At 43.9% G+C, this 22,441-nt stretch carries 22 protein-coding genes; 5 read left to right on the top strand and 17 right to left on the bottom strand.

From position 1 onward, the window contains the following. Positions 1-20: 20 nt before the first annotated feature. Positions 21-1,070 carry a glycosyltransferase family 9 protein gene (locus OC443_RS01210; RefSeq protein WP_073584678.1) on the top strand — a complete coding sequence of 350 codons (1,050 nt, stop codon included), beginning with the start codon at positions 21-23 and terminating at the stop codon, positions 1,068-1,070. Between the two features lie 69 nt (positions 1,071-1,139). Here OC443_RS01210 and OC443_RS01205 read toward each other — a convergent pair whose 3' ends face one another. From OC443_RS01205 to OC443_RS01190, 4 genes are all read right to left on the bottom strand, one after another. After that, complete coding sequence (locus OC443_RS01205) at positions 1,140-1,928, bottom strand: glycosyltransferase family 32 protein (RefSeq protein ID WP_073584680.1); 789 nt, start codon at positions 1,926-1,928, stop codon at positions 1,140-1,142. Beyond that, complete coding sequence (locus OC443_RS01200; RefSeq protein WP_083601694.1) at positions 1,925-3,196, bottom strand: O-antigen ligase family protein; 1,272 nt, start codon at positions 3,194-3,196, stop codon at positions 1,925-1,927. The genes OC443_RS01205 and OC443_RS01200 overlap by 4 nt, the downstream gene beginning before the upstream one ends. A gap of 21 nt (positions 3,197-3,217) precedes the next feature. After that, the gene (waaF, locus tag OC443_RS01195; protein WP_073584684.1) at positions 3,218-4,270 is read right to left on the bottom strand and encodes a lipopolysaccharide heptosyltransferase II; all 1,053 of its coding nucleotides are present in this window, start codon (positions 4,268-4,270) and stop codon (positions 3,218-3,220) included. 94 nt (positions 4,271-4,364) lie between these two features. Next, positions 4,365-5,513, bottom strand: coding sequence for a glycosyltransferase family 4 protein (locus tag OC443_RS01190; RefSeq protein WP_073584686.1), 1,149 nt, complete (start codon positions 5,511-5,513; stop codon positions 4,365-4,367). Between the two features lie 264 nt (positions 5,514-5,777). Between OC443_RS01190 and waaA the strand changes: the two genes are divergently transcribed. Both waaA and OC443_RS01180 read left to right on the top strand, forming a co-directional pair. After that, positions 5,778-7,046, top strand: coding sequence for a lipid IV(A) 3-deoxy-D-manno-octulosonic acid transferase (gene waaA, locus OC443_RS01185; RefSeq protein ID WP_073584688.1), 1,269 nt, complete (start codon positions 5,778-5,780; stop codon positions 7,044-7,046). A gap of 8 nt (positions 7,047-7,054) precedes the next feature. Further along, on the top strand, positions 7,055-8,041 hold the full coding sequence (locus OC443_RS01180) for a hypothetical protein (protein WP_073584690.1): 987 nt from the start codon (positions 7,055-7,057) through the stop codon (positions 8,039-8,041). Positions 8,042-8,282: 241 nt separating this feature from the next. Here OC443_RS01180 and OC443_RS01175 read toward each other — a convergent pair whose 3' ends face one another. The 12 genes from OC443_RS01175 to OC443_RS01120 all read right to left on the bottom strand — a co-directional run bounded on the left by OC443_RS01175 (position 8,283) and on the right by OC443_RS01120 (position 19,710). Then, on the bottom strand, positions 8,283-9,401 hold the full coding sequence (locus OC443_RS01175) for an ISAs1 family transposase (protein ID WP_073584692.1): 1,119 nt from the start codon (positions 9,399-9,401) through the stop codon (positions 8,283-8,285). A gap of 222 nt (positions 9,402-9,623) precedes the next feature. Beyond that, complete coding sequence (locus OC443_RS01170) at positions 9,624-10,394, bottom strand: oxidoreductase (protein WP_073584694.1); 771 nt, start codon at positions 10,392-10,394, stop codon at positions 9,624-9,626. Next, positions 10,395-11,084, bottom strand: a complete 690-nt coding sequence (locus OC443_RS01165; RefSeq protein WP_073584696.1) for an acylneuraminate cytidylyltransferase family protein — start codon at positions 11,082-11,084, stop codon at positions 10,395-10,397. It abuts the gene before it with no gap. 42 nt (positions 11,085-11,126) lie between these two features. Continuing rightward, positions 11,127-12,104 (bottom strand): Gfo/Idh/MocA family protein, encoded by a 978-nt coding sequence (locus tag OC443_RS01160; RefSeq protein WP_073584698.1) that lies wholly within the window; start codon positions 12,102-12,104, stop codon positions 11,127-11,129. A gap of 3 nt (positions 12,105-12,107) precedes the next feature. Continuing rightward, positions 12,108-13,169 carry a nucleotidyltransferase family protein gene (locus OC443_RS01155; protein WP_073584700.1) on the bottom strand — a complete coding sequence of 354 codons (1,062 nt, stop codon included), beginning with the start codon at positions 13,167-13,169 and terminating at the stop codon, positions 12,108-12,110. An 11-nt stretch (positions 13,170-13,180) separates the two neighbouring features. Further along, on the bottom strand, positions 13,181-13,834 hold the full coding sequence (locus tag OC443_RS01150) for an acetyltransferase (RefSeq protein WP_073584702.1): 654 nt from the start codon (positions 13,832-13,834) through the stop codon (positions 13,181-13,183). Then, a complete protein-coding gene (neuB, locus tag OC443_RS01145) occupies positions 13,827-14,900 on the bottom strand; it encodes an N-acetylneuraminate synthase (RefSeq protein WP_073584704.1) in 1,074 nt (357 codons plus the stop codon). Before neuB ends, OC443_RS01150 begins: the two co-directional genes overlap by 8 nt. 7 nt (positions 14,901-14,907) lie before the next feature. After that, positions 14,908-16,086, bottom strand: a complete 1,179-nt coding sequence (gene neuC, locus OC443_RS01140; RefSeq protein ID WP_073584706.1) for a UDP-N-acetylglucosamine 2-epimerase — start codon at positions 16,084-16,086, stop codon at positions 14,908-14,910. Between the two features lie 34 nt (positions 16,087-16,120). Beyond that, positions 16,121-17,275: a LegC family aminotransferase gene (locus OC443_RS01135; RefSeq protein WP_073584708.1), complete on the bottom strand. Its 1,155-nt coding sequence runs from the start codon at positions 17,273-17,275 to the stop codon at positions 16,121-16,123. A gap of 14 nt (positions 17,276-17,289) precedes the next feature. Continuing rightward, positions 17,290-18,480, bottom strand: coding sequence for a UDP-N-acetylglucosamine 4,6-dehydratase (locus OC443_RS01130; protein WP_073584710.1), 1,191 nt, complete (start codon positions 18,478-18,480; stop codon positions 17,290-17,292). A gap of 113 nt (positions 18,481-18,593) precedes the next feature. Further along, positions 18,594-19,316, bottom strand: coding sequence for a 3-deoxy-D-manno-octulosonic acid kinase (locus OC443_RS01125; RefSeq protein WP_073584712.1), 723 nt, complete (start codon positions 19,314-19,316; stop codon positions 18,594-18,596). Positions 19,317-19,323: 7 nt separating this feature from the next. Further along, positions 19,324-19,710: a diacylglycerol kinase gene (locus OC443_RS01120; protein ID WP_073584714.1), complete on the bottom strand. Its 387-nt coding sequence runs from the start codon at positions 19,708-19,710 to the stop codon at positions 19,324-19,326. A 213-nt stretch (positions 19,711-19,923) separates the two neighbouring features. Between OC443_RS01120 and OC443_RS01115 the strand changes: the two genes are divergently transcribed. Beyond that, positions 19,924-20,709: a glycosyltransferase family 2 protein gene (locus OC443_RS01115; RefSeq protein ID WP_073584716.1), complete on the top strand. Its 786-nt coding sequence runs from the start codon at positions 19,924-19,926 to the stop codon at positions 20,707-20,709. Here OC443_RS01115 and OC443_RS01110 read toward each other — a convergent pair. Next, positions 20,678-21,712 (bottom strand): glycosyltransferase family 9 protein, encoded by a 1,035-nt coding sequence (locus OC443_RS01110; protein WP_073584718.1) that lies wholly within the window; start codon positions 21,710-21,712, stop codon positions 20,678-20,680. The two genes, OC443_RS01115 and OC443_RS01110, sit on opposite strands and share 32 nt — an antisense overlap. Positions 21,713-21,931: 219 nt before the next feature. On the opposite strand from OC443_RS01110, the gene coaD reads away from it, so the two are divergent. Beyond that, complete coding sequence (gene coaD / locus OC443_RS01105) at positions 21,932-22,426, top strand: pantetheine-phosphate adenylyltransferase (protein WP_073584720.1); 495 nt, start codon at positions 21,932-21,934, stop codon at positions 22,424-22,426. The last annotated feature ends 15 nt before the right edge of the window (positions 22,427-22,441 follow it).

Here is a 22,441-nt window from a genome sequence, read left to right as displayed (position 1 = left end):
TGCACTTTCATCCAGATGATATGGAACTATTTCAATCTCCTCCCCGTTCTGTCTGCATTTTACGTCTCTCCGCCATTGGTGATGTGTGTAATGCGATCGCGGCGGTTCAGGCAATTCAACGCAACTGGCCACAAACCCGTATTACCTGGATTACAGGCAAGCTGGAAGCACAGCTGATTGGTGATCTCCCGGGTGTTGATGTCATTGTCTTCGATAAAAAACAGGGCTGGCAGGCATACAAACAGGTTTGGAAGCAGTTAAAAGGCCGCCGTTTTGATGCGCTGCTCCATATGCAGTATGCAATTCGGGCAAGTCTGCTTACCGTGGGAATAAAGGCCAGGTACAAGCTGGGGTTTGATGCCAAACGGAGTCAGGATTTTCAGACACTGTTTACCAATGTCAAAGTACCCTCACCCGAGCAGCCTCATGTACTGGATGGGTTTCTCGCTTTTGCTCAGCATCTGGGCGTGAAAGATGTCAAGCCTGCATGGACGATCAGCTATTCAGACGAAGAAAAACAATGGGCATCCAATCAGCTGAATTCTCAAAAAAAGAATCTGGTGATTGTTGCCGGTGCCAGCAAAAAATATAAAAACTGGACACCGGAAGGCTACGCTCAGGTGATAGAGCATGCCCATCATTCCGGGTGGCATGTCATTTTAGCGGGCTCTCCTTCCCCGGTCGAAACGGAGTTAACCGATGAGATTCTGAAGAAAATTTCAGCTTCAGTCACAAACACAGTCGGAAAAAGTACGCTGAAACAGATGCTGGCATTGATTGATCAAGCCGATTTATTAATTGCCCCTGATACCGGACCGGTACATATGGCTAATGCAATGAATACCCCGGTCATTGGACTGTATGCGCATCATAACCCGGACAGAACCGGGCCATATCACTATCGCGATTATGTCATTTCGGCCTATGCAGAAGCACTGAAAGCCGAACAGAAGAAAGACATGTCACAATTAAACTGGCGAACCCGGGTTAAAGATGAAAATGCGATGCAACGCATTCAGGCTGACGATGTGATTTCGATGTTTGATCAGTTATCTCAAAAGCTGATATAAACAAAGCCATTGTACTCAAACAACCTGAAGGTGCCTGGGTATAATGGCTGACAAATTTCCCCTGGTAAATTATTTCTTCAGTAACTCACCCGGTTTTTTATGATTCCATTTACCCCGGGGTTTATCCATATACTGGAAGTACTCATTTGTAAATGTGCCCTGTATACAAACATGATCCCGGGACTTATAAGGGACTGTTTTATCTTTCAGAACTTTATTTACAACCGAAGGCCCGGTAACTGCGTAAGCACTCTGACTTTTTAGTGATTCAAAGTTATTAATATTATCAACAATTTGATCAATAATTAATTTATAGAGAGGATTATTTGGTGCCGTGGCTAAAAAGAAGTTAGTAAATTCCGTATTCTTTTTATATTTGATAAACAGGGAATCGTAATTTTCCTGTAGCGTTTTATGTAATGGCGTCACTAATGTTGCATCGATATCCATATAGATTCCGCCATGCAAATATAATGTTGTCACACGCCATAAATCAGCCTGAGCAGCACCATCATTCAGCTTCAGGTAAGCCTGATAAACTTCAGGTGGCGCATTATCTTTCATGAAAACTTCACGTTCTTCAGTACTGACATACCGATAGTCATAATCAAGTGACATTAAACGATTAAATAAGTAGTTAATATAAACAGGTAATGTGCACCGATTGGAATAGTTTGTCTGCCAGATTAACTTCGTTATTTGAGTCTCGGTGCTTTTTTTAACCTTTGCTTCCGAATATTCAGGAATCGTAAACCGAAGCTTTGGAAGAATAAAGTGAAATGGATAAGACAATAATTTGATTAAATTACCAAACAGACGAAGTCCCCGGTTAAAAATTAATTTCAAAAAGTCGTTCATAAATCACCCTTATTTATATAATCAGTTTCTTCATCAACCGAGTCTTTCTGTTCTGTTTTATAATTATCTTTTATTGAAAAGAATAAACACCACAGTGTAAACATAATAATCGTATCAAAGCTAAATGCATTCCCATACAGCATCCCAATAGAAAAATAGCCGACCAACAATATTAATGCAGACTGAGAGAATATATCTCCAAGCACTGCAGATTGATATGTTTTGAAAAAGATAAACAGTATTAAAGAATAGAAGAGTATAAAATAAAAAATCCCCCGCTTACTCAATGTGTTCAATAAAGAGTTATGTTGATCTCTTACTGAGAACTGTCTGCTGGTTATCTCCATCAAATGTTCATATTTACCCTTTTGCTTCAGATACTGAACAAACTCTTTATTAAATCCTTTTTCCCCCATTCCGAAAAGAATCCGGCGTGGGTGAGTGGTCATTTGATCATATATAAAAATAACACCTTCTTTATACATGTGAATACGACCTATATTGGAATAATTTGATTCTGTATTGAAGATTGAACCGATACGATGGTCAATTGCTTTAAAAACCGGATTGGGAACAAAATATATTAATCCGGATAAAATCACAAAGAAAACAATAAAATGTTTTATTTTGTCCCGGTTTAGCAAAGCAAAGTAAGCAATAACCGATATAACTACGGAAAAATAGACTACTCTGCCACCACTAAAAATAACCGATGGAATACAGAATAAAATGAGTAACAATGCAAGTAACTTTATTTTTCTATTCTTATGAAATAAGAGAGGTATCGATAAACATAAACTGAATGTCAATATTTCACGCCACCGGAGAATATCCCAGAAGCTATCTACCAAGGACTCACTCATTGTAAAGTGAGAGTGAAAGAAAAGATAATAACAGTAAATGTTTGCTGCAACCAATCCTACGACAAACCCTCCGAACAGCATTTTCTGATTGACTTTATCTTTCAGAAAAAACAGTAATACCGGAATTAAAAATAAAAAAATAGCTTTTTTAGTATAAAAACCGAGATCTGAGTAAAACTGTAAATTAACTAATTGAGATAAAAAGCCAACACTAAACGTAGCTAATGAAATGAAGATAATTTTCTTCATCATTTCATCTTGCATCATGTTTTTAGGCTTTAATATAAAGAATGTAATAAATAATAAAACAGGAAATAAATACATGCCGCCTTTAAAGACACACAAAGACAGGCCAAACAACCCAAATATTATTTGGTTCAATCTATCAATTCTTGTTATATGCATCACTTTACCATAATCACTTTACTACATGATTTCACTGTCTGAAGACGATATTTTCAATGTCTCATATGCCTGAATCACTTGCTGCACACTTAATTGCTTCAGACAGTTCAAATGCCCCAGAGGACACTCTCTTTTAAAACAGGGCCGACACGGAATATCAGTATGAACAGCGGCACAACGTTCAGTCAACGGCGGAGTATAACGAGTCGATGTAGAACCATAGATAGCGACAACTCTGCACCCAACCGCAGCGGAAATATGCATCAGACCCGAATCATTACAAAAAACAGTATGGCACATCGCCAGTAAGTCAACCACTTCAGACAAAGACGTCTGCCCGGCCAAATCAAAACACTGATTCCGGGATGCTTCCGGCAGAGACTGATAAATGGCCTGAGACACTGTTTGATCTTTGGCAGACCCAAAGATACACACCTGATATCCCTGCTCAATCAGATATAGGGCAAGCTCAGCATAATATTGCTCCGGCCATCGCTTTGCCGGACCAAATTCAGCTCCGGGACACATACCAACGACTTTACTGTCTTTTGATAAACCCAGACGGGAACAAACATCTTCCTGTTGTTCAGAGTCCACCATCAGGCTGGGTCTGGGACAAATCTCCAGCGCAACCTCTTCCCGCATCTTTTCTTTACTGCTGGCTAATGCAACGTATCGCTCAACCATATACTGAAAAACCTGCTTGCGGGGTCTGAGATCATTCAGTAGCCCATACCGGGACTCGCCTTTCCAGCCAATCCGGTGTTTAATCCCGGCAAAAAGCGGAATCAATGCCGATTTCGCAGAATTTGGCAGAACAAATGCGTGTGTAAAATTTTCCTGGAGGAGCTGCCGGCCAATTTTCCAGCGACCTTTCAGATCAAACGTCCCGTGACCAATCGGCATTTCGAGAATCTGATCGACCTGAGGCATTCTTTGTAAAACCGGGTTACACCACTTCGGCGCTAATACCGTAATTGTTGATTCAGGATGACGCTTTTTCAGCTCAATATACAGGCTCTGCGACATTACCATATCACCAATCCATGAAGGACCTATGACAAGAATTTTCATATATTTTTATTCAGACAATACACACATTAATAGCAAATAGTACCATTGGTACGATTCATTAAAACCATGTTTTAGTGGAAATTGTTACAATCACTCAGGTACGGCAGGCAAAGACCACACGATTACTCACCAGATCGCAGTAAAATGACAGCAATTCCTGAACATGTTTTTCCATTGAGAATTCATCCACAGCCCTTCTCCGGGCTTTTAATGCCAGTGCTTCAGCTAAGTCCTGCTGCCTGATTAACGTGGTGATACTGTCTGCTATCTCTTCCTCATTCAGCGGATTACACAATAAAGCTGTATCTTCAAAGATTTCAGGGAATGCACCGGTATTCGCCCCGACAATCGGTTTTTGAGCCGCCATCGATTCAATCGCAGTTAACCCAAAAGCTTCATTGGCATAAGGTAAGCAGATGATATCAATGACTGAAAAGACCCGTTGAACATCTGAGATAAAGCCGGTAAAGAAAACCTTATCCTCTAAGTCCAGCTCTGCAATGACCTGTTTTAAGCGGCGAAGATAATTCTGATCACATCCTTCATGAGGGTTTATCCCCCCCACAATAACTAACAATGTCCGGGGATTTTGTTGTTCAATCAACTGAAAAGCACGGACTAACTCAATATGTCCTTTCCCCTCACAAATCCGGCCAACGGAACCAAGAATCAGATCTCCATCAGGAAGATTCAGTTCCCGCTTAATATCATCCATCTGTTCGGGTAAAGAAGGAGACGCATCGGGTATATCCGTCCCTAACCAAAGGCGGGAAATTTTTTCCGCCGGGACAGGAAGAGCATTTATATTTCGCTGATAAGTTGCATTACTCACAGACAACACCAGATCGACTCCGCGGTAAACCCAGCGATGATAAAAGTCTTTTTTCTCCCGCTGACTTCCCATATGCTCAGTAAAAACAACCTGTACCGGACAAAACAAACGAATCAAACGCCCGAAGACTAAGTCGCCGGACTTGTGGCAATGAATGACCGAAATATGATTTGCTTTAATCCAGCGAACTAATCTGAAGAAATCACCGAAGAGCAGTGAACTTTTACTTTTTGCTGAAAAGGTCTCAAGTCCGGACTGTTTCATCATCTTGTGTACTTGTGTGTTCTGAAGGCAGAGACCGAAAATCTGATAACCAGCCTGAGACAGCCTGCTTCCAATCCGGACAGGGTACATTTCAAGTCCCCCCCATCCTTCTGAGAGGCAAATATGTAGAATTACAGGCTTGGTCATAAAGGCTCCGGTTACTGTGATAAACTGCGCAAAGTGTACTATGAAAGCAATAATGATATCAAAGCCGAAAATATCACTTATCGAATCCACCTTCGTCCACAAAAAATATCGATCGATATACCAACCCACTGTACTAAAATATCCGATTGAGTAATAATAAGTTTCATTGATAAGACTGAAGTTAAAAGTGGGCAAAAGATATACAATAATGATAAGCCAGCACGCCACACTCTGAATATTAGACTCTCTGATTAAGGTTAAATGATGTTTGTCCGGACCATTTATACTTTCGTACTTTTTCTTCTTTCGCCTTATCTGCTTTACCGACTGTACAGAAAAAAAACCAATCACCCGACGTTTGGCCATCGCTGGAAAGAGCATTTTGGCTTTACCCCGCTATTAAAAGACGCACAAGTCACTCCATTATGGATTCATGCCGTGTCTGTGGGTGAAAGTATCCTCGCTGTATCTTTAGTCAAACGAATTAAACAAGAGTTTCCCGGGTTACCTGTTTTAGTCACAACCACAACCAGCACCGGCGCTGCTGAAATTGCCAAATTAGGTGGCTTGGCTGAACATCGCTATATGCCCATAGACTTTGGGTTTGCCATCAGGCGTTTCTTAAAAATCGTACGTCCCAGACAAATGTTAATTATTGAAACTGAACTTTGGCCAAATACCCTTCATTATGTAAGTCAGGCTAAAATTCCGATTACAGTCATTAATGCACGATTATCAGAGAAATCATGCAAAAATTATCAAAAAATCTATCCATTATTCCGTCAGATGCACTCGGCTTTAACCAAGGTACTTTGCCAGACCAATACCGACAAAGACAATTTTTTACGATTGGGTATTGAACCAGGCAAAACAGAGGTAACAGGTTCAATTAAGTTCGATATTACAATTCCGGATGAAACAATCTCTGCTGGGAAAAAATTAAGAAAAAAGCTGGGAACAACACGCCCTATATGGATTGCAGCCAGTACTCATCAGGGAGAAGAAGAACAAATTTTAAGTGCTCATAAACTATTGCTTAAGACGAAGCCTGACTGTCTTCTTATTCTGGTACCCCGTCACCCTGAGCGCTTTAATACAATATTTGAACTATGCTTGTCCAAGGGATTAAAAACGATACGAAGAACATCTCAGGAAGAGCTGACATCAGAACATCATGTTTATTTAGGCGATACAATGGGGGAGATGCTACTGCTACTTGGAGCTGCCGATATCTGCTTCATGGGGGGGAGCCTGATAGGTGATAAAGTGGGTGGACATAATATCTTAGAGCCAGCTGCACTAGGCATTCCGACCCTGACCGGACCCAGTTTTTTTAACTTTAAAGAAATTATGAAAGAGTTTATTAAGGAAGATGCCATCATCATATGTTCAGAACCAGAAGATATAGTCACAAAAATAGCAATGTTGTTGGATGACAACTTATTATATGAATCATGCTCCAAATCTGCATTTCACATATTGCAAAAAAATCAGGGAGCACTTGCAAAGACAATTCAGTGGATAACAGGTTAACTAATTTTATGAATGTATTTCTCGTTACTTCTCCTTTTCAGTATATATGTGCAAATGAAGCACGAGAAGTTTATCAAACACGAAATAATTTACTCGTTCTGATTGAGCAAGACAATCCAATCGGAAAAAAGCAAATGTCATCCCTGCTTGAGGAAAAAAACTGGGATATAATCATTAGATACCCCAGAAACAATCGAACCAAGATAACGCCTCTCATTATTAATAAAATAAATAAACTGAGCCAGGGTCATCTTCAATGTTTATTTTATAGCGAATATCAATCCTGGCGTTCAAAGCTAATTATTCGCAATCTATCATTTAATAAGCATATATTTTTTGATGATGGAACAATGACATTTTTTGATTACTATGATTACATAGAACCTAAACTTCCATTTTATCGCCCAAGATGGGTTCAAGACTATTTATTAAAATTTAAAGGTATTAAACCAATAGGGAAATTAGAGTTCTTTGAGAATACTGAAGTTTTCTCCATTTTTAACTTTCCTAATTGTCACATAAAGTATAAAGAAAACACGCTTAATATTCTTAGAAAAAAAATTCATTCAAATAAGAAAGAACTGGCTTATTTTGATGTTTTTATTGGACAGGGAAGTATTGATGAAAAAGGTAGGATAAGTGTTAATGATTACATTTCAAGCATAAAAACAGCTATAAATGACTCACCCTCTCAATTGCTTTACATTCCTCATAGAACAGAAGCAAAGCATGTCTCATCAGAAATAAAAAGATTAAAAGGTATTATTTACCATCACCCAACTTTCCCAATTGAACTTGAACTCATCGAACATGGAGTTATACCCAAAACTATCATTGGGCTTTCCTCCACTGCATTGTACACATTGTCAAAAATATATCCGGAGTCAACAATCCGTTTAATAGAACAAAACTGTATAGCTAGTACGCAAAGGGATAACCGAATACAAAGTTACTTACTCGATTATTTTCATCAACGCTCTATACATACAAAATAGTTACAGATCACCAATCTGATAGAAACCTGAAAAACTGAGGGCATGCGTGAATTTAGATCACTACTGCTATTGTGAACCGCCAGATTTACTTTAATGTTAGTGGCTTATTGACCAACTCCATTGATACCTAAACAACCTGAAGATACAGGTTGTTTAGGTATAGGTTATAAGCGCTTATAAACCAGTTCCTTTCCCTCTCTTAAAACAGAGTAGAGTATACCCAGGGCGAGCGCACGAGTGTCTATTTTTTGCCCATCTCGCTCAATCCGTCACTCAGGACAGCTTCCAACATAGACGTATTCATCATGCAGCGTTTCTGCTTTCCAACAATACTTAGTTTGGTTGGTTCTGAACGTAACATATTCAGACCAATATGACGTAAGCAAGAGAGATTTTCGGCACCGTGCTCCTTATAAATCTGGCAAGCATCTTCTGCCATGGTCACATCTAAAACCCAGTGCATCGACTCTATGCCCCAATGCTCCCTTACTGCGCTTGCTGCCTGCTCTGCACTCAACAATTTTGAACTGATGTAATAACGATACTCAAGCGTTGCTTTGCCTTGTTGATAGCGGAAGTTTTCCACCATCACGAGCGACTTCAGTCCTTTCCAGCGAGAGAAATTGCCCTCAAGCATTTCACCGCTTAATACGTGCGCCTGGCGCACTTCGACACGCCCATGACTCTGTTCAGCATTGATTCGCTCTGGCGTCGCTGCCCGTTGTGTTGTAAAAGCTGCTTCTACTGCCTGACGTAGCTTGCCTTGGTTGTTTTTGACCGCAAGCAAGTAGTCGGCATCCTGATCGACGATGGTTTTCGCTATCTCAGTTTGGCATGCCATCGCATCAATGGTGACTAAAGTGCCTTTGATATCGAGCAGTTTAATCAGCTCTGGGATTGCCGTAATTTCATTGCTTTTCTCTTCTGTTTTCAGTTGCCCAAGCACCAATTTATTTGAAGAGGCATAGGCGCTTATCATATGGATAGTGCTCGCCCGAGCATCCCGGTTGTATGAGCCTCGCAGTATCTTGCCATCGATAGCGACGATCTGACCGTCAGTCAAAGAGTGTACTGCTGACATCCAATTGATAAAACAGGCGTGAAATGGCTCTGGCTTCATTCTGGAGATAATACGGGCTATCGTATCATCGGCAGGAATACCTTGAATAAACATACCGTTACGCTTAAACCACTCATGGTAACCAAGAATGTATTCGCGTATATCAAACCATCCTTTGGCACCTGCAATGACTGCACACAAAGAGCCAAATAGTACCTCAAATAAGCAATAGGTTACCTTTGCTGACTGGCGATCATCTGTTACTGCGTGAAAAGACTCTTTAAACTCGTCGATATGCATTTGAGGAAGCTCTCTTTGCTTGAAAAGAGCGTATATAATCACAGGTGAATATGATCGTCACATCGATCAATTTAATTGGTTAAGATATGTTCACGACCTTGCCCTGTTTCTTGCAGCAAGCTGATTCCCCAGTTCAATCATTACTTTTTGAGTTCCACCAGCAAAACCATGCACATATGCATGTACCATCACCTGTAGGATTTTCATTAACTCTCATCCCCACTACAAACTGAAACCATCATCGACAATAATATTCTGCCCGGTGACATACCTTGACTGTTCTGACAATAAAAACAGTATAGCGCCTTCAATTTCCTTCACATCCAGCATACCAGCGCCATGCGTATTCGACTTATATGCTGCAAGGAAAGGCTCCGGCTGATGATCAAAAATACCCCCGGGGCTGACACAGTTAATCCGGAAACGGCTGTCATTTACATAGGCCACTGTATATTTATTTAAGTGTAAAATGGCTGACTTGATCGCAGCATACTCAACCGGCATCGTCATTGGCGTGTTGTCATACACATCAAATTTTGGCGCAACGACGCCATAGATCGACGCAATATTCACCAGTGAAAACGGCTGTTGCCGGCGTTTAAAAAACGCAGCACACTGCTGAGTGAATAAAAAAGAGCTGCCTAAATGTAACGTCAGGTTTTCATTAAAACTGTCCTGAGTCACATCAAAAAAGTGGGCACCATAAGTCTTATTTCTCGGGTAACAGGCGTTGACTGCCCCATCGATCTGATCTGCATTTTCAAAAAAGTCTTTGACGCTTGTTTCATCAGTGACGTCCAGTGAACCGGTCACCAGCAACTCAGAGTCAGTATCCGTACCGGTGCGCTTCAGTCTCTCTATCATTGCTGCAGCGTCAATATCCACAGCAATCACTTTCCCGCCCTGCGCCATAATCGCAGGTACTAAAGAACTGCCGAGTAACCCGCCGGCACCTGCAACCAGAATCGTTTTATTTTCAAGTTGATTTTCCATTTATCTTTCACTCTGTAATATGGCTTCAGCAAACCGGAAATCATAGATATCATCGATATCAACTGCCCGTGATTTCGGCACTTCAATACTGGTCACTTTCCCGGAAAATAATCCATAATGATTCAGCACAAACTCCGGTGTTGTGGCATAAACAACCGTCGTGATATCAAATACTTCCGGCACATCCTGTCGCCTTGCAACATCCTGTTCAGGCTGAATCACTAACTCTACGAGCCCCTGATCATTCCCTTTAACCATATTAAAATAAGGGCTCCGGCTTGAAGGCGTGACTGAAATACAAATATCCGCATCCTGTGAATGCAGTTTTGTGATAGCACTTTCAACGTCATCCACACTACGCAAAGGGCTGGTTGCCGGAAGACTGATAAACCCATCGAAGTCGCCGTAATGTTCGGCAGCCCACTCAATCGCATGTCGCCATGATAACCATTCAGGACTCTTATCCGTTGCCAGTTCAGCCGGGCGATCAATCACTATTGCACCGGCATCGGCTGCAACAGCCGCAATCGCCGGGTCATCCGTCGACACAAAAACCTGCTCAACCGAAGGGGATGCCTGCGCAGTCTCAATGGAATACTGTAGTAGTGGTTTACCTGCGAGTGGCTTAATATTCTTACCCGGCAGCCCTTTCGAGCCACCTCTGGCAAAAATGAAAGCAAAATACTTCATATTCTCTCCGTGACAGCCGCTGCATTCTGTCTGTCAGCAAAATCAATCAGCGACCTGCTTTATTTGTTCGATAAGCCTGACGGTTCTGACTGCTTCATCAACACCAGCCAGATATTCAGGCTCATTTTGTGGTTCGGCGACCCGCTGAATAAATTCCTTCAGCATATTCAGATACATCTGGTTTTTATCCCAGTCTGGCTCACTGTATACAATATCATTGCCGCCGTTCGCTGAACTCAGGGTGATCTCATTACGAATCAAATCCCACTCCAGTGCACCCTTGCTGCCAGTCAGCCGGCACTTGCGCTGCACTTTCCGCTGCAAAAAATCCAGATGAATATTGACCACAGCTTTTTGTTCAGTCACTGAAAGCACATCGGCGGAATCTTCAACATCCAGCCCTAATTCTTCAGAAGATCGTAAAAGTGCGTGCCGGACCTCAAGCGCTCCCAGTAACCACTGGCAATAATCCAGCTCATGGCTCAGCTCCAGTAACGCGCCGCCACCTAAATGAGCATTTGCAGACACACTATCCCGGTAATCTTTTGCCGGACGCCAGTCAGGTAAATACTGACCCGTTTCAATAAACACATTGTACAGATGCCCGATTTTCTCAGACAACAGCAGTTGTTTCATCCGTTGGGCCGAAGGCAGGTAACGCAAACAATAACCCACACCAACCGGTGTCTGATATTGTTTAACCGCATCAGCAATCGCCTGAGCATCCTGTGCATTTGCAGCAACTGGCTTTTCGATCAAAACCGGAATGCCAGCTTTGATAAAAGGAATAGCGTGACGGGCATGAAAAGGTGCCGGAGACGCAACAATCACAAGCTGTACCTGATGATCAATCAGTGCCTGAAGGTCTGAAACAATCTGATCACAATGCGGAATGGCTTCGTCGGGAACCCGGCCACTGGATGACATGCCATAAAGCACCGATTGCGGATACAGACTTTTCAGATTCTGGCGGTGCCGGATAGCAATATTACCCAAGCCAATAACAGCGATACGTTCCATCGGTTAATTCAGCCCCAGAGTGTAAATATCCACCTGTGCCCGGTTGAAATCATCCATCCGTCCAATATCCAGCCAGTATTCATGCACAGGGAACATTAAGATATTCTGATCTTTCTGCATATGCTGCTCCAGAAGCGTTGGCATATCGATCCGGTGATTCTCAGGAACGGAGCGAATGATTTCAGGTGAGACCACATAAATCCCGGCATTCACAAAAAAGCGCTGTATGGGTTTCTCAACCATACTGACAATTTTGTTCCCTTCACCGTTAATCACACCATAGGGAATCTGATAGTCATACTCACGAACACAGATGGTTGCATCCGCTTCATTGTCCGTATGGAACTCCAGTAACCGCTGAAAATCAACTTTAGTCAGCACATCACCATTGATCATAATCAGTGGTAAGTCTTCCGGTAAATCATCAGGTAACAAACCAAGCGCGCCACCGGTTCCCAGCGGTTCTTCTTCATGGACATAGGTAATCTTTGCCCCCAGAGATGACCCATCACCAAAGTGATTGCGGATCTGCTCAGGCATGTAGTGTGTGGAAATATAGAAGTTGGTGAAGCCAGCTTTGATAAAACTCCTGACGACAATTTCAAGAATCGGCTTATCACCAATTTTCAGCATGGGTTTCGGACAATGATCGGTCAGGGGGCGAAGACGGGTTCCAAAGCCTCCGGCCATAATAAATACCGGGTTGGGATAATCCGGCGCATTTAATGCGCTATGTAATGTTTCCAGACCAACAACAACACCCGAGTCATCCAGCAAAGGGATAGAAAGAATGCCTTCTTTCTCCATGATTTCGACTAATCGCTGACGGGATGTCCCCTTCTTCGCCGTGACAGGGGATGTATTCATGACACCAGAAACAACATCATCTAAAGACAGGTTACTCAGCAGCCCCCGGCGAATATCACCATCCGTGATCACGCCAATCAGGTGTTGCTCTGAATTCACCACTAACACAACACGCAACGCTTCACTATTAATGATTTCCAGCGCATCACGGATCGTACTATCCGGTTTAATAAGGACATTATTCCAATAATGGGTCATGACGTACCTTTTCATTGTATCGATTTAATAACAGCCCGGGCAGGATAAGCAATCTCTGTACCAGCTAATGATTTAGTCAATACAGCGCCAGCTCCGACAACGGCCTGATGCTTTAACTTAAGATTCTGAATAATGGTTGCACCAGCACCGACAAAAACGTCAGTCTCAGTCTCGACCTGACCGCAAACTGTGCTGCCCGGTGCAATATGATTGTAGTCACCAATACAGCAATCATGCTCAATGATAACACCGGTATTAATCACGCTATGTTGCCCAATCACAGTACCAGCCTGAATGATGGCTCCGGGAAATATCTGAGCACCATCAGAAATCGTCGCATAAGGAGAAATCACAGCTTCGCTGGCAATCACGGTCTCAAACCGGTATCCCAGAGATAAATAATATTGATTGAGCAGCTTTTTTATATCAGAGCCGGGAATCATGCCAATGCCATTGACTAAGCGCACCTGATCCGGCTGAAACTGAAGAACATCATCGTCTTGTTGATAGTGTGTGATGCCACGGAATACCGCCCGGCCGGAAATATCATCCGGCGAAATCACCGCGAGAATGTTTCGCTGCTGGCGCAATAATATATCGGCTAACACCGAAGCATGGCCGCCGCCGCCAATCAGAACTAATGGCAATTGACCTGCATTACTCAACGATCAGATCTCCCGCTAAATAATCCTGAGTAGCCGCCGAACCTAACAGCTCCCAATACAAATATGGAGACATACCAGTGCCCGGCCTTTTAATCACTAAGTTTGATTCATCAAAGGTTTCCCCGGCTTTGATTGACCGGGAAGCAACCAGGCTCTTACGGGCTGCCGCTTTATTATTGACTTCTGAAATCGTGGGCGCTTTCACGGACCTTCCCAGAGCCAGTTCAACCTGGCGGATGGAAGCAACCATCTCCGCAAGCTCATGAGGCTCCAGTGACGCCTTATGATCCGGGCCTTCCATATGTTTATCTAAGGTAAAATGCTTTTCGATCAGCACAGCACCGCGGGCAACGGCAGCAACAGGAATCGTGATACCCTTGCTGTGATCCGAGTATCCGGCCGGTAACTCAAATGCCTGAGCCAGCGTATCCATCGCCTTTAAATTAATCTCTTCCACCGGCGCAGGATATTCTGTCGTACAGTGCAGTATCGTCACTTTTTCTTTCAGTGCCGCTTGTCCGGATTCAGACGCATAAGCCTGCTGAAATGCTTCGGTTGATGGTGCGGCATCACGCTCACTTGTATAACCAAAAGCAATCACACCCAGCGCCATCTCGATTTCCGCTAATGTCGCCATGCCGGTTGAAACAATTAAATCACACCCGGTGCGGGCATGTTCCAGAACCAGCGGTGCATTAGTCAGCTCACCGGATGGCAACTTCAAACGCTTCAACCCCAGCTCATTCACCAGAAAATCCAGGCTCTCTGAATCAAAGGCAGTTGAAAGAAATTCAATGCCCAGCTCATCACAGTATTTCACCAGTTTAAAGTGTGCTTCATAAGACAACTCTAAACGGCTCAACATCGCCAGCTGAGACTCCTGCTTCTGAGTATTTTCAACCTGATAATCAGCCTGACGCGCCTGTTCAGTCACTAAATTTTTTGCTTTGAAAGTCTGAAATTTGACGATATCCGCTCCCGCATCATGAGCGGCTTTCACTAACTCAAATGCAAGCGCTTCTTCACCATTATGATTTACACCGGCTTCTGCAATAATCAAAGTCATGACAATCTCACTTCACTGCTTCAAAAGATACATCAAAGAAAGGCTTACATTTCTCAAATGGTATCGTCTTAATCATTTCAATCACCAGAGCGCTGGTATTCCCCTGACCATAGGGGTTTTCAATCGCCGCTGAAGGTTCTTTGCCAGTATCGGTGACCGCCATTTGAATAGCGCGATGAATCGACACAAAATCAGCGTCAGCATGGATGACACTGTTTGCTGCCAAACGACCTTTCTGACGAACACCGATATCGACAGTCGGTATACCAAAAGACGGTACTTCAATAATCCCGCTGGAAGAATTACCGATCACAGCACAGGCATGTTTCACCGCACTCAGATAACGCATTTGTCCTAATGAAGGAATCGCCAGAACACGCTCCGGCTGCTTAGCAGCATAACCTTCAAGCAATGGAATAATCCGGCGCCCGCCATCGTCAGCATTCGGGTAAGTCAGAATAATCTGGTAATCCGGATATTGATCCAGTGCTTTCAGCAACGCTTCAAAACTCGTTTCAGGGGCTTCTTCACCTAAAGTTACCGGATGATAAGTCACGATAAAATATGGATTATCCAGCGAAAAACTCAAATTTTTTGCCAGCTCATCCTTTGTCATCAGGGTTGCTCTGCTCAAATGATCCAAACCAATCGCACCCACATTGCGGACACGTTCAGGTGCTTCTCCCAGCTGAATCACCCGTTGCCGGTAGGCTTCAGTTGAAGTGGCGTGCAAATAACTGAATTTGGTAATCGCGTGGCGAATCGCATCATCATAAGCACCTTCTGTAATTTCTCCGCCATGAAGGTGCAAAATAGGAATACGCAGAATAGCTGCGGTCTGCGCTGCTGCTAACGCTTCAAACCGGTCACCTAAAATCACCAGCATATCAGGTTCAAGGCGGCTCAACGCATCCGCAAACCCCAGAACACCCAGCCCCATGCTTTTCGCAACACCCACAGCTGAATCAGAAGAAAGTAAAATTTCTATCTTTTCATCGATATGAAATCCATCTTTCTCAATCTGCTGATACGTCTCGCCAAACTCCGGCGACAAATGCATGCCTGAAACCAGCAGTTGCAACGTCAAATCCGGGTCCTGCGCAATATCTTTGAGAAGCCAGTAAAGCAAACCATATTCGGCTCTCGTGCCGGTAAAAACAGCAACTTTCTTTTTTTCTGCTGTCACAAAACAGTCCTCTTCCTTTGTCTGCTTTCTCTGCCTAAGCACGGAGAATATCGGCGGGCGAACTTGGCAGATTAATCAAATGCGCTTCAATAAACTCAGAATAAGTGAGCGGCCCCCGCAGCGCATGTTCAAACATTGGCAAACGGTGCATTAACTGCCAGATGGGCCGTGTCATTACGCCCGCATCATTGGTTTCTTTCAGCATCGCATCACGCGCTTCCCGGTCAGGACAAATCACCGCATTGAGCCAGTAATTCGATTGGGCATAATCAGGTTCAGTGACAAATGTATACGCTGAGTCCGCAAAGAAATTTTCATACAAACCCGCCAGATGGCGCTTTTGCTGTAAATAGCTGTCAATCACTTCCATCTGTGCGCAGCCCAGTGCTGCATTCAGATTCGGCATCCGGTAGTTAAAGCCAGGCTCATCATGGTAGAACTCATAAGGATGGGGTTGTTTCGCTGTGGTCGTCACATGTTTGACATGCTGACCCGATTCCTGCGTTTTACACAACACAATACCGCCACCACCTGTGGTAATAATTTTGTTGCCGTTGAAGCTCAGTGCACCAAAGTCGCCGAAAGTGCCGGTATGCTGCTGTTTGTAAAACGACCCCAGACTTTCAGCGGCATCTTCCACCAAAACCAGCTTCCAGCGAAGACATACTGCTAACAACTCATCCAGCTCAGCCGGATGCCCGAAAGTATGCATCGGCACAACCGCTTTAATGTTCTGCCCGGTCTGCCGGTGAATACATCCGGACTCATTCACTTCTGCGTGTACAGTCAGGTAAGCTTCAACCGCTTTCGGGCATAAACTCAGGCTCACCGGAGAGACATCAACAAAAACAGGTTCCGCGCCCATATGATAAAGCGCATTGCAGGTCGCAACGAAAGTCAGAGCCTGAGTAATCACCAGATCCCCACGCTCAACCCCGGCCATATACAAAGCAGTATGCAGCGCAGCGGTGCCATTCACTGTCGCAACCGCGCGGGATGAACCGGTAAAGGCTTCGATTTGATGCTCAAACTCATCGACAAACTTACCCACACTCGAAACAAAAGTGCTCTCGATGGTCTCAGTCACATATTTTTTTTCATTTCCATCAAACACAGGCGCATGGAGCGGAATGAATTCACTGGATTGATACACATCACGTACAAATTCAACAAGAGAAGATGATTTCATGAACAGCACTCCGGTTACATTTTACTATCTAAGTATTTGCCTGTTTCCTGATGCCCGAAGTCAGGTATCATCCTGAAAAACAACTCAACAATTTGCGCTTTCGACCATTGTCCCGATTGTTTCATCGCTGCAATGTTCTGCTCAAATAAAGCCAGCAAATCCGGGTCATATTCAGGTTCATTTTTAATCACACCCAGATTCTCAAAGCGGGACATATCCAGGGTTTCTTTATCGGTAAAGAACTCTTCGAAATCTTTCTCACCCGTGGTATCACTCGACGTAAACAGACAAGGCCACTGATTGCTCTCAGGCAGTGTTTTGACCGACTGGCGCGCTTCATCTTCACTTTGACACAGGTAAGGTGTGAATCCCCGCTGCTTCAGATATTTCACTGCAATATCAGCAAAGCTGATCAAATGAAGTGACTCACTCAGTTTCGGGAAGAAAATATCGCGGTTTTCACCAAAAATACATGACATTAAACACAATTCACCCGATTCCTGCGGTGTTACAAAATATCTGCGGATATCGTCAGGCGCAACAATCGGCTGATGCTTTTGAATCCGCTGATTAAAGCCATGCAGTAAAGAACCATCGGAAAAAGCCACATTGGCAAAACGTGCGGTTGAGATTTGAATATCCTGACTACGGCGCATCAGAAACATTTCCATAATACGTTTGGAAGCACCCATCATATTGACCGGATTCGCAGCTTTATCGGTCGACACGCAGAAGTATTTTTTCACCCCGGCATCAATCGACTGCTGAATGGTCTTATCCGTATTGAACACATTGACATCAATCATCCGCATCAGTGTAAACGGATCTTTCTCACTCCGGACGTGCTTCAAAGCAGACAAGTTCAGCACATAATCATACTGACCGTCAGATTTGATAAAGGCATCGTACTCAAGCGATCCAATATCCAGGGCGAATGTCTGAAAATCCCCATCGATATACCCGAAAGAGCTGCGAATATCGCGAACCAGCTCCACCATATTGTTTTCACTGATATCAACCACATGGAGTTTCTGTGGCTTTCGTTTAAAGATTTCTTTGGTCACTGCCTGCCCGATAGAGCCGGCACCACCAAGTACAAGAAAGCGGGATTGGGAAACAATATCTGAAAGCTCTGCTTCGTGCTGGCTGAGATCCTGGGTAAAAAGTGCATCGGTACGACCGATGAGAGGGAGAATTGTGTTCATATCAAACTATTCTTTATGACTGATAAAACAATACTAAACGAAGTAAAGATTCTATCAAAGAAATGCCGGATAAAAGTGACTCTTCTGCCGAAATATTCATGTGACTGAATATTTTACAATCCACTCCCCAAAGGCTGTGAGTAACCATCCCGGATCAAATTCAAATCAGGTTCTTTCCAGTTCAGATGACATTTGGCAAGCTCCTTCTCAAAAGAACGCTTGAGCCGCGCTAAATTATCCGGTTTCCATCCATCGCCATCATCCACAAAACACTTATCAAAATCGATAATCCAGACCTGTTCCTGATCATCAATCAGAATATTATGAATATTCAGATCAGTATGATTCACACTGGCTGCATGCATTTTGGCGATTTCCCGGCCAATCTTCCTGTACATGTCGCTGCTCAGAGATTTCTGTTTCAGAATTCCAACTAAATCCTGTGCATTCGGAATGCGTTCACTGAGTAAATCCGCCTGATAAAAAATCCCTTTTTTGATGACCCGGGCCGCAACGGGGCGTGGTACATGAACACCAGCGTCTTTCAGGTGATGTAGCAGATGAAACTCTTCCACACTGCGGCTTTTATCCCAGCCGGAAAACCAGTAATGATCTTTCACCAGTTTGCCAAACAGTCCGCCACGCCGGTAATGACGGAGCGCCGCCTGAATCTTCTCCAGCTGGATAAACCAGGTGGTTCCACGCCCCTGCGCACTACCAGTCACCTGTTGCTGTGCCTGCCAGTATTGCGGGTTAAATATCTCTGCGGATGGATTTGCCAACAATTCACTGTCATAAATGATCAGCTCATGTGATGACTGAAGTTTTTCTATCAAGATGTGACTACCAATAATGATGAATAAGAATATACAGCCAGGTAAAACCGGCAAAACTTAATGCAACGAAAACGGCTGCTGAGCCAATATCTTTTGCCCTGCCGCTCAATTCATGGCGCTCCGGTCCAACGCGGTCAACCACCGCTTCAATGGCTGAATTGAGTAACTCAACAATGATAACCAAGACCACCGTTCCCAGCATCGCAATGCGTTCAAGCATAGCGAGATCGAGCCAGAACACCAACACCACCGCAATCATAAGCAAGATACATTCCTGACGGATAGCAGCTTCATATTTAAACGCAGCCCGCAGTCCCTGAACTGAATAAATCGTCGCTTTAATTACGCGCTTCACCCCGGTGTTTCCCGGCTTCCCCTGGCGAGACTCTGTCATGATATTTTACTTTCCGTAAATTAAGATGAAAGACATTGGTTACGATAATGTCCGGATAACCCGAAGGAGCATGATTCAGGTTGCCTGGATATAGTTATTTTACATTTATACAGACTATCTGCATAATTTAGCCTGATTTTTTTGAGTTTATCTATAGTTAACTCATGAGCAAAAGCAAACGCTTGATTCAGAACCTACCAGAGATAACTGAGTATGACAGATCACAAACCAAGTCTGGCCGTCGCATTAATTGTAAAAAATGAAGCGCAAAACCTGGATGAATGTTTAAAAACAGTAGAAGGCTGGGTTGATGAAATCGTCATTCTCGATTCCGGAAGCTCTGATAACACAGAAGAAATTGCCCGCCGTTATACCGATAAATTTTTTGTGAATGAAAACTGGCCTGGATTCGGGCCGCAAAGACAACAGGCCCAAAGCTATGTTGAGTCGGATTTTATTTTATGGCTGGATGCCGATGAACGGGTCACACCAGAGCTCAGACAAAGTATCGAGCAGGCTGTGAGAGATAATAAACCCGATACGGCCTACAGTATTTGCCGTCTCAGCTGGGTTTTCGGCCGTTATATCCGTCACTGTGGCTGGTATCCGGATCGGGTGATTCGCTTATATCCGACCAGGCTAACCCGCTACAACGATGCACTGGTGCATGAAAAAGTGGAAATCAATCCGGGCGTTCAGGTTCAGCCACTACAGGGCGATGCGATTCATTATACTTACAACGATCTGCACCATTACCTCGTGAAATCAGCAGGATATGCTCAGGCATGGGCGGAACAGCGGGAAAAACGGGGTAAAAAAAGCAGCCTGTCTCAGGGGGTGGTTCACGCTGTCAGCTGCTTCGCGAAAATGTATATTTTTAAAGCCGGTTTTTTGGATGGCAAACAAGGCTTTCTGCTGTCAGCTCTGTCGGCACATTCCACATTTGTGAAGTATGCCGACTTATGGATTAAGACAAGTACGACGCAATCCAGGGATTGAGCGTTTCCAGCACTTCAGCCGGGTCGATCCGGCTCATATCTTCCTGCTGAGATTTCTCATCTGCCGGTGGCGGAACGAATGCAATATGCCGCCCTTCACTATTCAAAGGACGCCAGCGCAGTGGTGTTGCTGATCGCTTGGCAGGAAAGAAACCAATAGTGGGAACATCCAGTGCAGCGGCGATGTGTAACGGCCCGGTTGACCCCGCCATAAACACATCGGCACAAGCAATTGAACGGGAAAAATCCACTAAGCCATCATTTTTAGCGTAAACAAATGCATTCACATCCGATTCAGACAACAGTGATTTTAATGCCTGCGCTTTCTCTTCTTCACCAGGTCCGGCAGTTAAAACCACCTCTTTCTCGACAGAAATCCCACCAATTAAGTCCGCATATTGCTTCAGTGATAAATTATTTGCAGAGCCACCACTGCCTGCATGAACAAACAGCCACCGTTTACTCAGGCTTAAACCGGACTCACCGGCAAATTTAAGACGCTGCTGTGCCACATCCACCGGGTTAAACTTCAGATACGGCGAAGCCGGCTCAATCACCTCAACGCCAATATCCGTCAAAAACGCCCGGACCAGATCAAGGTTGTACTCGTATTCCGGCTTCAGTGAAAGCGAGCGTTTCTGCTTTATCCGGTGATTATAAAAAAACTGAGCAATTTTGGTTGCCGGCGCAAGGCGGTAAGGAATCCCGGCTTTCCAGACCAACAGTGCATTATATGTGGTTGAAAACAGGTTTATCGAAGCATCAAACCCATATTGTTTGATCTGAGAAACTAATGCTTTCTTCTCCTGCTTTTCGGCCTTTTTCCCGGGATCAGTCAACACATGATCAATCCACGGACATAAATGCGCTAAAGCAGCAGTATATTCCGGAACCAGCGCCGAAATATGACAGTCAGGCAAAGAGACCTTCAACATTGCCAAAGCAGGCCAGGCCAGCATGAAATCGCCAATTTTGTCATTACGAATTACAAGTATCTTTTTCATAAAGCAATCTTCGGAGTTTTGACAGCGGCCTTATCATACCGGCTTCATCCCATAATTGTGAATCTTTTTGCAACATCCGTCTGACAGAGAAAAAGCAATCCTGCACATTCAGGGTTTTTCCTGAAAACGCGCCTGCTCATCCGGTAAGAATCATTAGATAATTATGAATATTGGTATTAGTATTAAATGCCTGTGAATAACTGAAAGAGACCTGATTCGGTGACGAAACAACGTTTATCAAGAGTAATTTATCCGGGAACATTCGACCCTCTGACCAACGGACATCTTGATTTAATCAACCGGGCTGCATCCATGTTCGATGAAGTCATCATCGCGGTCGCCGCCAGTCCGAGCAAAAACACCATGTTTACGCTGGAAGAAAGAGTGAAGTTTGCCCGGGAAGTGACTCAACATCTGGATAACGTGACTGCGAAAGGTTTTTCCGGACTCATGGTTGAATTTGCCAAAACAGAAAAGGCGAATGTATTAATCCGCGGATTGAGGACAACAACCGACTTCGAATATGAGTTTGGTCTGACGAACATGTACCGGCGTTTGATGCCAGGGCTTGAAAGTGTCTTCCTGACACCTGCTGAAGAGTACGCATTTCTTTCTTCAACCATTGTCCGGGAGGTTGCAATCCATGGCGGTGATGTGGATCAATTCGTACCGCCAATTGTGGCAAAAGCGCTGAAACTGAAGAAAAACGTTTAATCAGAACAAGAACTG

The sequence above is a fragment of the Vibrio quintilis genome (assembly GCF_024529975.1).
In the GTDB taxonomy this organism is placed as follows: Bacteria; Pseudomonadota; Gammaproteobacteria; order Enterobacterales; family Vibrionaceae; genus Vibrio; species Vibrio quintilis.
Note: the sequence above shows the minus strand (reverse complement) of the source record. Positions and strands in the feature narration are given on the sequence as shown.